Origin of the sequence: Pseudomonas sp. 478 (assembly GCF_003254125.1) — a bacterium.
GTDB lineage: Bacteria > Pseudomonadota > Gammaproteobacteria > Pseudomonadales > Pseudomonadaceae > Aquipseudomonas.
Window position 1 is genome coordinate 277,160 of the sequence record NZ_QKZG01000009.1, and the last position, 11,864, is coordinate 289,023.

10 protein-coding genes are annotated in these 11,864 nt (G+C 60.5%); 6 read left to right on the forward strand and 4 right to left on the reverse strand.

Annotated elements, in window-relative coordinates; translation table 11 throughout:
- Nucleotides 1-34: 34 nt before the first annotated feature.
- Nucleotides 35-2,164, reverse strand: a complete 2,130-nt coding sequence (locus tag DFS28_RS20365) for a mechanosensitive ion channel family protein (RefSeq protein ID WP_111451216.1) — start codon at nt 2,162-2,164, stop codon at nt 35-37.
- A gap of 390 nt (nt 2,165-2,554) precedes the next feature.
- Between DFS28_RS20365 and DFS28_RS20370 the strand changes: the two genes are divergently transcribed.
- From DFS28_RS20370 to DFS28_RS20390, 5 genes are all read left to right on the forward strand, one after another.
- Nucleotides 2,555-3,766, forward strand: coding sequence for an MFS transporter (locus tag DFS28_RS20370; protein WP_111451217.1), 1,212 nt, complete (start codon nt 2,555-2,557; stop codon nt 3,764-3,766).
- Nucleotides 3,767-3,980: 214 nt separating this feature from the next.
- Nucleotides 3,981-4,907, forward strand: a complete 927-nt coding sequence (locus DFS28_RS20375) for a DUF72 domain-containing protein (protein ID WP_111451218.1) — start codon at nt 3,981-3,983, stop codon at nt 4,905-4,907.
- On the forward strand, nt 4,904-5,701 hold the full coding sequence (locus DFS28_RS20380; RefSeq protein WP_008145514.1) for an endonuclease/exonuclease/phosphatase family protein: 798 nt from the start codon (nt 4,904-4,906) through the stop codon (nt 5,699-5,701). The genes DFS28_RS20375 and DFS28_RS20380 overlap by 4 nt, the downstream gene beginning before the upstream one ends.
- Nucleotides 5,698-6,981: a cardiolipin synthase ClsB gene (gene clsB / locus DFS28_RS20385; protein ID WP_111451219.1), complete on the forward strand. Its 1,284-nt coding sequence runs from the start codon at nt 5,698-5,700 to the stop codon at nt 6,979-6,981. The genes DFS28_RS20380 and clsB overlap by 4 nt, the downstream gene beginning before the upstream one ends.
- Nucleotides 6,981-7,970 carry a lysylphosphatidylglycerol synthase domain-containing protein gene (locus DFS28_RS20390; RefSeq protein ID WP_111451220.1) on the forward strand — a complete coding sequence of 330 codons (990 nt, stop codon included), beginning with the start codon at nt 6,981-6,983 and terminating at the stop codon, nt 7,968-7,970. The genes clsB and DFS28_RS20390 overlap by 1 nt, the downstream gene beginning before the upstream one ends.
- A gap of 12 nt (nt 7,971-7,982) precedes the next feature.
- Here the strand turns inward: DFS28_RS20390 and DFS28_RS20395 are convergent, their stop codons facing one another.
- The 3 genes from DFS28_RS20395 to DFS28_RS20410 all read right to left on the reverse strand — a co-directional run bounded on the left by DFS28_RS20395 (nt 7,983) and on the right by DFS28_RS20410 (nt 11,153).
- The gene (locus DFS28_RS20395; RefSeq protein ID WP_111451221.1) at nt 7,983-8,741 is read right to left on the reverse strand and encodes a S9 family peptidase; all 759 of its coding nucleotides are present in this window, start codon (nt 8,739-8,741) and stop codon (nt 7,983-7,985) included.
- Entirely contained in the window at nt 8,731-9,840 is a 1,110-nt protein-coding gene (locus DFS28_RS20400) for a DUF3182 family protein (protein WP_111451222.1), read from the reverse strand. Before DFS28_RS20400 ends, DFS28_RS20395 begins: the two co-directional genes overlap by 11 nt.
- Nucleotides 9,841-10,160: 320 nt before the next feature.
- Nucleotides 10,161-11,153, reverse strand: coding sequence for a GlxA family transcriptional regulator (locus tag DFS28_RS20410; RefSeq protein ID WP_111451223.1), 993 nt, complete (start codon nt 11,151-11,153; stop codon nt 10,161-10,163).
- A gap of 101 nt (nt 11,154-11,254) precedes the next feature.
- On the opposite strand from DFS28_RS20410, the gene DFS28_RS20415 reads away from it, so the two are divergent.
- Nucleotides 11,255-11,809, forward strand: a complete 555-nt coding sequence (locus DFS28_RS20415; protein ID WP_111451224.1) for a cysteine hydrolase family protein — start codon at nt 11,255-11,257, stop codon at nt 11,807-11,809.
- Nucleotides 11,810-11,864 lie beyond the last annotated feature (55 nt).

Here is an 11,864-nt window from a genome sequence, read left to right on the forward strand (position 1 = left end):
CTTGCTCGCGAAGGGGCCAGTAAGCTCACTCAAATCATTGGGTTCTCGGCTGATCCGGCAGGAACACCGTTGAATGCTCCGATGCAAGTCCATCGTTTTGCAGCGGCTCAACAGCCTGCCTGGGCATCAAGACCTGCTGTGGATAAGTCTGCGCGAAATGCACCCACGGGCTGTTATCCACAAGCTTTTTCAAACGCTGGTTGAACGCGCGACTGACCGCGTACTGCCCACCCGACACCGTGCGGAACTGCGCCGTCAGCACCACGCCATTGAGGTCCATCTTGTCGACACCAAACACATCCAACGACCCTTGCAGGTTGTACTTGAGGAACGCATCGTCGCGGATGGAATCCCCGGCCTCGCGGATCAATTCGATAGCCTTGTCGACATCGGTGTCATAAGTGAATTGCACCGAGAAAAACGCATAGGCGAATTGCCGCGATTGATTGGTTACGGCCTTGATCTGACCGAACGGCACCGAGTGCACAAACCCCTTGCCATCGCGCAGGCGCAAGGTGCGGATCGTCAGGCCTTCGACGGTGCCGGCGTGGCCAGAGTCGAGCACCACCCAATCGCCAATCGACAACGTGTCTTCGATGATGATGAACAATCCGGTGATCACGTCCTGCACCAGCTGCTGGGAACCGAAACCGATCGCCAGCCCCACGACTCCGGCACCGGCCAGAAAGGGTGCAACGTTGATCCCCAGGTTCGCCATGGTGGTGATGGCGCAGATCACCACCAGGACGATTTTGATCGCGTTGCGCAGCAGCGGCAGGATGGTTTTGACCCGGGTGCTGGGCTGGCGCGCCGAGCGTTTGCTGACAGGGGGTTTCAGGGCTTCCTGAATCGCCGTGTCCAACACCACCCAAACCATCCAGGTCACCAGGAAAATCAAACCGATTCGGCTCAGGGAATCACTGATCGCCCGGCCGACCGCATTGCTCACCGCAAATTCAAACAGCGACACCCCCCAGATGCGCCCCAGGACATCGATGAACACAATCGCCAGGGCGATGCGCAGCAACGCGTGCGAAAGGCTGATAAAGCGTTCTTTGTAGGCACTGCTGCGGCGCACGGCCAACTCACTGCGCGACTTGAACAGGTGATGAAGCGACGTGCTGAGAAACACCATCGCAATCAGCAACACCGTGGTAAACAGCGCACAGCGCAGGACTTTCTGGTTGTCATCGCCAATGCCGATCAGGTTGATCACCGACACCAGCACCATCAACAGAATCGGCCAGTACCAGAGCCCGGAAAAGATCCGCAGCATTTCACGCAAGGCCGGCTGGCTGAGGCGCTGGGCCAACGGCAAAATACTGATCAGATGGGCGACCGGACGGCGCATCTTGATCACCAAAATGCCAAAGGTGACCGAAGCCGCCACCCCGGTGAACACCGCGACGCTGCTGGTGAGATTGCCGCCGAGCAGGCGGGCGATCTGCGGGCTGGTCAAGCCGTCGCTCAGCGCCACGAGAAAGCCCATCAAAAACAGCGGGCGTGGGCTGTATTGACGAATAATCTGCACCGCCCGGCGCTTGTGGCCGGCGTTGAACAGCACCACCAGCGACAACAGCAACGACGCGGCGAAAATGCCGCTGCTGGTGGCATAGGCGAAACACAATGCCAGTGCCCGGCCGGCGGACACTTGCAGAAAGTGGCTGACATACAGCGTCAGCGGCAGGCTGATCAGCGCCGGAACCGTGTAGGGCAACACATACCCCAGTAATGCCTGACCGCGCTCGCGAGTCAGCAGCAGGCGGTTCTGGCACAGACGTTTGGCGAGCAGCCCGCCAAGCAACCAGAGCAGCGCGAAAACGCCAATCCACACACCGGACAACAGCAGGAAATCCCCCGCCACGCTCCAGCTTGAACGGGACGATGGATGATTGACCAGTTGATCCACCTCAACCGCTGCCCGGTCTGCCCGCAGACGCCAGGCGTCCAGCAGGTCCTCGTTGAGATCGAGTTTTCCCTGGACTTGATCAATGCTCGAACTGATGGCCCCCAGCAAACCACCCTGTACCAGCGGTTCGGGGTGGGCCAGTGGTGTCGTGGCCGTGGCCGCCGCCGGCACACCCGGCAGTGCGGCTGCCTCCAGCTCGTTGCTGCCCAGAATCAACAATGCCCCCAGTAGTATCGCGGTCTTGAGCTTGAACAAACGCGGCGCTCCTGCAAAAGGGTCTGTAAGGAACTGATCGGGAAAGTGTAGGCAAGTTCGGTTATTGGGGTGAAATCAGGGGCCACCCCTCACCCCAGCCCTCCCGAAACATCGGACCGCCCCAGAGGGGAGAGGGGGAAAGGGAGCCGATCCTCATGTTCTTCAAACCTGAGTTCGACTCAGGGCTTTCAGGTCGATGTAGCTCTAAGAACAACTCGGTCAGTCCCCTCGCCCCTTTGGGGGCGGTCCGACGTTTCGGGAGGGCTGGGGTGAGGGGGGGCTTTTGATCTTTGCGCGAGAGGCAAATATCAAATGCCCATCCCTCTATTTTTCCACACAACCCAAACCCGGACACTGCGCTCCATCAATCAATCCACCGGAGTTGCAGCCATGCCCATTGCCTTGCTCGCGCTGACCCTCAGCGCCTTCGCCATCGGGACGACCGAGTTCGTCATCGTTGGCCTGTTACCCACCATCGGCGCCGACCTTGGCGTCAGCCTGCCGTCCGCCGGCCTGCTGGTCAGCCTCTACGCATTGGGCGTTGCCATTGGCGCCCCGGTGCTGACCGCCCTCACTGGCAAAGTCCCGCGCAAATTGCTGCTGTTGTCGCTGATGGTGCTGTTCACCCTCGGCAACCTGCTGGCCTGGAAAGCGCCGAGCTACGAGTCGCTGATCATTGCGCGGATCGTCACTGGCCTGGCCCACGGGGTGTTCTTTTCGATTGGTTCGACCATCGCCACCAGCCTCGTGCCGAAGGAGAAAGCCGCCAGCGCAATCGCCATCATGTTCACCGGCCTGACGGTGGCGCTGGTCACCGGCGTGCCACTGGGGACGTTCATTGGCCAGCATTTCGGCTGGCGTGAAACCTTCCTCGCGGTGTCTGCACTGGGGGTGATCGCGTTCATCGGCAGCCTGCTTTACGTGCCGAAAAACATTGCCCACAGCAAACCGGCTTCACTGTTGCAGCAATTGCAGGTGCTCAAGCAACCCCGTCTGCTGCTGGTGTACGCCATGACCGCGGTCGGTTACGGCGGCTCGTTCATCGCGTTTACCTTCCTGGCACCGATTCTCCAGGACATTTCCGGCTTCAGCGCCAGCACCGTAAGCCTGGTGCTGCTGGTCTACGGCATCTCGGTGGCCGTCGGGAATATCTGGGGCGGCAAACTGGCGGACAAACGCGGCCCGATCAGCGCCCTGAAAATCATCTTTGCCCTGCTCGCTGCCGTGTTGTTCATACTGACCTTTACCGCTGGAAACCCATGGCTGGCCTTGGCCACCGTGCTGGTCTGGGGTGCGGTTGCGTTCGGCAACGTGCCGGGCCTGCAGGTTTACGTGGTGCGTCAGGCCGAACATCACACCCCGCAGGCGGTGGACGTCGCGTCGGGCCTGAACATCGCCGCGTTCAACCTTGGCATTGCCGGTGGCGCGTGGGGCGGTGGCTTGATCGTTGCTCACATGGGCCTGATTCACACCGCATGGATTGGTGGCCTGGTGGTGCTGGTCGCGTTGGCGCTGACCGCTTGGAGCGGTCGTCTTGATCGATTGGGTCCGGTATATGCCGATCCGGTTGAAGGTTTAACCCGAGTAGTCACAGGCCACTGATGCCCCTGTGGGAGCGGGCTTGCCCGCGATGGCGGCGGCACATCCAGCGATGATGTGACTGACTCACCGCTTTCGCGAGCAAGCCCGCTCCCACAATTGATCTGCGGTGTTTTGTCGAGCGTGTACCGTCCGTAGTCCCGTCGAAACTTTCTCGTCCGCCCCACAGTCATCAAAAGACAGGGGCAGTCCGAAAGACCATCAGACGGGAGGCGATATGGCGGCGATCCACATCGGTATTTCAGGCTGGCGCTACACGCCCTGGCGGGGGGATTTCTACCCGAAGGGGCTGACCCACAAGCGCGAATTGCAATTCGCCTCACGGGCGGTCAACAGCATCGAAATCAATGGATCGTTTTACGCCCTGCAACGGCCCGAACGTTATGCCCAGTGGTACGCCGAAACCCCGAGGGGCTTCGTTTTCAGCGTCAAAGCCCCGCGTTTCATCACCCACATCAGGCGGCTGCGGGACATCCATAAACCCCTGGCGAATTTCTTTGCGTCCGGGGTGCTGGAACTCAAGGAAAAACTCGGCCCGATCCTCTGGCAATTCCCGCCCAACTTCAAATTCGACGCCGAGTTGTTCGAGACCTTTCTCGAGCAGTTGCCCCACGACACCGAAGAGGCCGCCGCCCTCGCCCGCCAGCATGATTCGCACCTGAACGGTCACGCCAGCCTGAAGGCCTACGGAAAAAAGCCTTTGCGCCATGCCGTAGAAATCAGGAATGAGAGCTTCGTCGATCCCGCCTTCATCCGCCTGCTCAAACGCCACAATGCTGCGCTGGTGATCGCCGACACCGCCGGTAAATGGCCGTACCGCGAAGACCTCACCAGCGACTTCGTTTACCTGCGCCTGCACGGTGCCGAAGAACTCTATGCCAGCGGTTACACCCCCGAGGCTCTGAAGCGTTGGGGTGACCGGATCGAGGCCTGGTCCCACGGTCAGCAACCGCCCGACCCGCAGCTGATCGCCCCCCGGCAAAAGCCCAAAGCGCGCAAGTCCCGGGAAGTGTTTTGCTATTTCGACAACGACATCAAAGTCCGCGCTCCCTACGATGCCCGCCGCTTGCTGGAGCGCTTTCATCTGGATAAAGACCTCGCCACCCGCCCCGGTGAACGGGCCGCCGAAGGAGTGCTGTCATGAGCATTTCCGAACCGGTCGGCACCACCGACGAACAGCAACCCATCATCACCTCCGTACGCCGCTTTACCGTGCTGACGGTCAACACGCACAAAGGGTTCACCGCGCTCAACCGGCGTTTCATCCTGCCGGAATTGCGCGAAGCAGTGCGCAGCGTGTCCGCCGACGTGGTGTTTTTGCAGGAAGTCCATGGCACCCACGAGCGTCATCCCCAGCGCTACAGCAATTGGCCGGCGATGCCGCAATACGAATTCCTCGCCGACACCCTGTGGCCGCAGTTTGCCTATGGGCGTAACGCGGTCTATCCGGCGGGCGATCACGGCAATGCGCTGCTGTCGAAATTCCAGATCATTCGCCACGACAACCTCGACGTCTCCATCAGCGGTCACGAGAACCGCGGCATCCTGCATTGCGTGCTACGCCTGCCCGGTGACGGCCAGGAAGTGCATGCCATTTGTGTGCATCTGGGCCTTCGCGAAACCCACCGCACTGAACAGCTCAAGTTGCTGGCCCAGCGCCTCGAAGAACTGCCCAGCGATGCCCCGGTGATCGTTGCCGGTGACTTCAACGACTGGCGCCAGCGGGCCGACGCACTGCTCAAACCCAGCGGTCTACGGGAGGTTTTCGCCGAACTCCACGGCAAACCGGCGCGCAGTTTTCCAGCACGCTTGCCGGCGTTGCGCCTTGACCGCATCTACGTGCGCAACCTCAAGGCCAGTCAGCCGCAAGTGCTGGCCGCGCGGCCCTGGTCACACCTTTCCGACCATGCACCGCTGTCGGTGGAGATCGAGCTTTGAGCAGCCCATCGATGGATAAAACCAACGTGGAGCACTTATCCACAACCCCGCCGATTCGTGAGCCGGGCGTGGTCGACGTCGAATATGGCTGGCAAGGCAACAACCGCGTAGAGCTGCTGGAAAACGGCGAAGCGTACTTCCCTCGGGTGTTCGAGGCGATGCGTCAGGCCAAGACTGAAATCCTCCTGGAAACCTTCATTGTGTTTGAGGACAAGGTCGGTGATGAGCTGAAGGAAGTACTGATCGCCGCCGCTCAACGCGGCGTGCGAATCACCGCCAGTCTCGATGGCTTCGGCTGCGGTGAACTGAGTACGGGGTACCTCGCCGCCCTGAGCGAGGCCGGCGTGCGCATCCAGATTTTCGACCCGGCGCCCAAAACTCTGGGCATCCGCACCAACTGGTTCCGCCGCCTGCACCGCAAGATCGTGGTAGTCGATGGCACGATTGCGTTCATCGGCGGCATCAACTTTTCTGCCGACCATTTGGCTGACTTCGGCCCTGAGGCCAAACAGGATTATTCCGTTGAAGTGCAAGGCCCGGCGGTGGCCGACATCCATCACTTCGCCTTGCTGCAATGCGGTCGCCCGGCTCGCGCCAAATACTGGTGGCAACGCCGCAGACAACGGCGCTCGGAGCTGGCGTTCACCGATCATGACGGCCAGGTTCGCCTGGTGTACCGCGACAACGGCGAACATCCAACCGACATCGAAGAGGTTTACCGACAGGTTCTTCGTACTGCCCAGCGCCGGGTGGTGATCGCCAATGCCTACTTCTTTCCGGGCTATCGCCTGCTGCGCGAGATCCGCAACGCGGCGCGCCGTGGCGTCGATGTGCGCCTCATCCTGCAAGGTCAGCCCGACATGCTGGCGGCCAAACTCGCCGCGCGCATGACCTATGACTACCTGCTCAAATCCGGTGTGCAGATTTACGAATATTGCGACCGTCCGCTGCACGGCAAAGTCGCGCTGGTGGATGAGGATTGGAGTACGGTCGGTTCGAGCAACCTCGACCCGTTGAGCCTGTCCTTGAACCTGGAAGCCAATGTGTTGATCCGCGATCGCGCCTTCAACCGCGACCTGTTCGAGCGCCTCGAAGACCTGAGTAACAACCATTGCAAGGTCATGTCCGCAGACAAGTCCCCGCGCGGACGGGTCTGGCACATGACCGTCGGCTTTCTGGTGTTTCACTTCCTGCGGCACTTCCCGGCCTGGGCCGGTTGGCTGCCGGCGCACAAGCCGCGCCTGAAACCCTTTTCCCATTCCGCTGGGAGTGACACCTGATGAGCCACTCTGATACACAACCCGCGACCCACGCCGAAACGCCGGGCAAATCCCGCTGGAGCCGCTGGAAACGGCCGCTGACGATGCTGTTTTTCCTGGCGCTGATCGTGCTGTTCACCCTGCTTGCCCAGCGCATCGAATGGGATGAAGTGTTCGACAACCTTGCAGATTTCAAGGTGCGCACGCTGATCATCGCCTCCGCTCTGACGTTGGTGAGTTTTCTGGTCTACGCCTGCTTCGACCTGATCGGCCGAACCTACATTCGCCAGGACCTGACGTGGAAGCAGATCCTGCCGGTGGGGATTATCAGCTATGCCTTCAACCTCAATCTGAGCGCGTGGGTCGGCGGCATTGCCATGCGTTATCGCCTGTATTCGCGACTCGGGGTGAGCAAGGGCAACATCGCGAAAATTCTCGGGCTGAGCCTGGCGACAAACTGGTTCGGCTACATGGTGATTGCCGGTGCAGTGTTCAGCAGCGGACTGGTGCGAATGCCGCCAGGCTGGAAGCTGAGCAGCGACGCCTTGCAAGGTGTAGGAGTGTTGTTGTTGCTGGTGAGCGCGGGGTATCTGGCAGCGTGTCAGTTTTCCAGGCGACGGGAGTGGGCAATACGCGGGGTGGAAATCGACCTGCCGTCCCTGCGCATGGCGGTGCTGCAACTGGCCCTCGGGGCGCTGAACTGGTCGCTGATGGCCGCGGTGATTTTCACCTTGCTGCCGAGCAAGCTGGATTACCCACTGGTGCTTGGGGTGTTGTTGATCAGCGCGATTGCCGGGGTTATCACGCACATTCCTGCCGGGCTCGGCGTGCTTGAAGCGGTGTTCGTGGCGCTGCTGCAACACGAAGTGTCCCGAGGCAGCCTGGTGGCCGGATTGCTGGCGTATCGGGCGATCTACTTCATCCTGCCGCTACTGATTACCCTGGTGATGTACCTGATCGTGGAAGCCAAGGCCAAGTCGTTGCGGATTTCGAAGAAACCGAGGCATTAGCCGTCCGTTTTTTCACGATGACTGAATAATGCTCAACCGCTCGCCCACCACCATCTCGGTGATCCAGCCCACCAGAATCGAGGTGTACGCCTGTTGCGAAACGGGCTCGCTCAAGGCGTGATCGGCGCCGTCGATAATCCGGTGGGTCAGCGAGTGGGTCTGCTGACAGGCCGCGCGGTAACTCATGATGGTTGCGTGCGGTACATAGTCGTCAGTCTCTGACTCGACCAACAGCACATCCCCGGTGAATTGCGAACAGGCATGCAGCGCGCGATTGCTGTCGGCTCGGACGATCGTGCTGCGGTAATCACGTAAATCGAGCTTGTCCAGGTCACGTTTGGGCGTGTGCCATTGATCATCGCGATACAGCGCCGGCACCCGCAGCGCCAACCAGCGCACCGGACGCAAAGAGGTCAGGATCGAAGCAAGATAACCGCCATAACTGGTGCCGACCACGGCAATCGCCGAGGTATCGAGCGCCGGGTGCGCGAGCAGGCGGTCATACGCCGCCAGCAGGTCGCGCAGGTTGTCTTCGCGCGTGACTCGATTCAGCGCAAGACCGGCCCCATCGGTGTGCCCGCGCAAGTCGAACGTCAGGCAAACGCAACCCAACCCGGCGATGCCTTTCGCCCGTTCCAGGTCCCGCTCCTGACTGCCGCCCCAACCGTGCACAAAGAGCACGCCGGGGACTTTTGATTTGGGGCTGAGAAAAGTCCCGACCATTTGCTCATCGTCGATGTCGATCTGAATGGTTTCGCTTCTAGCCGTCATAGGATTTAACCGTTACGTACTTGAGAAGAAAGTCACTGTTTTGCGCCGGCCCGCGATACACCTCGATGGCGTCCGCCGGCAGCGGCTGATCGGTGTAGGTCTCGACCGACGACACGCGAATCGCGCGCATGCCGGGGTCGTTGACAAAGCTCTGCAAGGCGGCAACTTCGGCGCTGCTGGCACCGCCCATCCGCCAGGACTGTTCGAGCACACCGCTGCGCGGTTTGCCGTTACTGTCCACGCCTTGGGCGATGTCGTAGTTGCGCCGCGAGGCGTAGAAATCGGGATAAGCCTCATCCGCGGCACGGTCGAACACTTGCGCCTGGCGGATCGCCAGCCGAACGTCGTCCGGCACTTCCAGTTCGAGCAGATCGTCGTAGTCACCCCGCACCACCAGCAGGTTGGACCCTCCATAAACCTGCTCGCCCTGACCGTCTTCGGTCAAGTATTGATCACCGCAATAACTCAGCACCGTGTCACCGATAAAACTCTGACCAACGCTGTGGGTGATCACGTGGTCCAGGTCCTGCTCCAGCACCACGCCTTCGGTGAACAGCGCTTTGGCCTCGGGTCTGGCGAGGATGGCATCGAACTGGTCGATGCTTTCGATGACTTCCTGACCGCGTCCGGCGCAGGCATGAATAGGCTTGATGCGGATCGGGCCGGTGTAGAGCAGGTGTTCTGCCGCGGGCCGCGCATCATCCATGGAAAAAACACTGAGGCCGTCGAGCACCACGCTGCGCACACGTTCGCAAAACAACGGAGACCAGCCTTGCGGAGCGCGAGCATTTTTGTTGCGCAACCCGTGGCTGATGGCTTTGGTGCAGATGAAATCATGCTCAACGTAACCGCCCCACAAATCCTCCGGCCCCTTGACGCCCAATTGCCGGGCGGCAGCGGCGCCCACAAGTGTCTGGGTCGGCAACAGATACAGGTCTCGCCCGTTGTGCAGTACCGGGTCGTAACTGCCGCCGTATTTAAGCCCCAGGATCTGCGCCAGCCAACGGGCCAGCGCACGATTGGTTTCCACTTCGTGCAACGGAGCATCGGCGTGCACGGAGTGGGCGACCACCAGTTTCTTGCGATTTGCTGGGGTCATGCGTCCCCCTTCAATCTGCGCTTGATGAATGTAGTTGAAGGGGTGCAGAGATCAGGCCAAGGGGGGCTGAAGACAAACGTTTTTCAAATCAGCCAGTTGCGAAAAACATGATGGCACCCTGCCTGTTTGATTCTGCACGACAGCCTTCAAGACTCCTGCATTTTGCACGACCTAAGGCTTACACAGATCAAAATGTGGGAGCGGGCTTGCTCGCGAAAGCGGTTTTACATTCAACATTGATGATGGCTGACAGTCAGCCTTCGCGAGCAAGTCGGATCGCCGCACCGCCGCTCCCACATTTTTGTTCTTTTGTGATCTGACTACCGAGCCACGGCTGAGGGTGTCACCCCAAATCGTGTGCGGTAATCACTCGGCGCCAACCCGGTAATTTTCTTGAAGGTCGCCCGAAACGCACTCGGATCCTGATACCCCACCGTCCAGGCAATGTGATCGATGGTGCCGTTGGTGAACTCGAGCATTTCCCGGGCTTTGCCAACCCGCAAGTGCTGGCAATACTCGGTGGGTTTGAGCCCGGTTGCCGCACGAAATCGACGCAGGAACGTGCGCTCTTCCAGCCCTGCCCGCTCGGCCATCGTCGCCACCGACACATCGGTTGCTCCAGTGCTTTGCAGCCAATGCTGGACCTTGAGAATCGAAGCATCGCCATGGCTGAGAATGGGTGAAAAATTGCTGCCGCACTCACTTGCGCTGTCGCTGTGTTCCACCACCAAAAACCGCGCGGTGCTGGTGGCGATACTCGGCCCCAGCAGACGGTTGACCAGACGCAAGCCCAGTTCGGACCAGGCCATCAGCCCCGCCGTGGTGATCAGGTCGCCGTCATCAACGATGGGTGTGTCGGCCTTGAGCTTGATCGCCGGATAACGCTCGGCGAAGGTTTTGGCCGAGGTCCAGTGGGTGGTGGCGCTACGACCGTCGAGCAGGCCGCTCTCGGCCAACAGAATCGACCCCACACAAACCCCGCCAAGTGTCGCGCCATTGGCATGTTGCTGACGCAGCCAGCGAAACAGCGCCTGCGGTGCCTGGCCTTCGGAAAAACCGGCAATCGACGGCGGGATCAACACCGCCACCAACGCACCGTCCACAGCGGGATGACTGTCATAGACCCGCTCGGGCGCCTGATCGCCATCAACCTGCCAATGGCTGACCCGCAGCAACGGCAACTGCGCCGCCTGATGTTCGGCGGCAATCCGGTTCGCCACCCCGAACAAGTCCGTCAACCCATGCACCGCCGCCATCTGTGCACCGGGATAGATCAGCACACCCAGCTCGGCGATTGCCCTTTCTACATCCATTGTCAGTTTTCCCCCTTCTATTGTCGGTGCCGCCAATCCTCGGACGGCCTGCCAGAGCCAATACTCCATTCCACACCAACAAGCTCTTCGAGGAAACAGTCATGGCCAAGCAAGCACTCATCGTAGTCGATATCCAAAATGACTACTTCCCCCAAGGCAAATGGCCGCTGGTCGGCGCCGACGCTGCTGCCGACAACGCTGTCCGCCTGCTCAAAGCCTTTCGCGACGCCGGTGATTCGGTGGTGCACATCCGCCACGAGTTCACCTCCGACGCGGCACCGTTCTTCACCCCGGGCTCCGAAGGCGCGAAGCTGCACCCCAAAGTCCTCAACCGTGCCGACGAGCCGGTCGTGCTCAAACACTTCGTCAACTCGTTCCGCGAAACCGATCTGAAATCGATTCTCGACGAGCAAGGCATCAAGGAACTGGTGGTCGTCGGCAGCATGAGCCACATGTGCGTCGATGGCATCACCCGCGCCGCCGCGGATCTTGGTTACACCGTCACGGTGATTCACGACGCCTGCGCTACCCGTGATCTGGAGTTCAACGGCGTCACTGTCCCGGCAGCCCTCGTGCATGCCGCCTTCATGTCGGCCCTAGGCTTCGCCTATGCAAGCGTAGTGTCCACTGACGAGTTCCTGGCGGCGCATCACTGATCAACGCTTCTGCGTCAGATACTGCAATCCGACGCTCCCGAAACAAGGAAGGCCA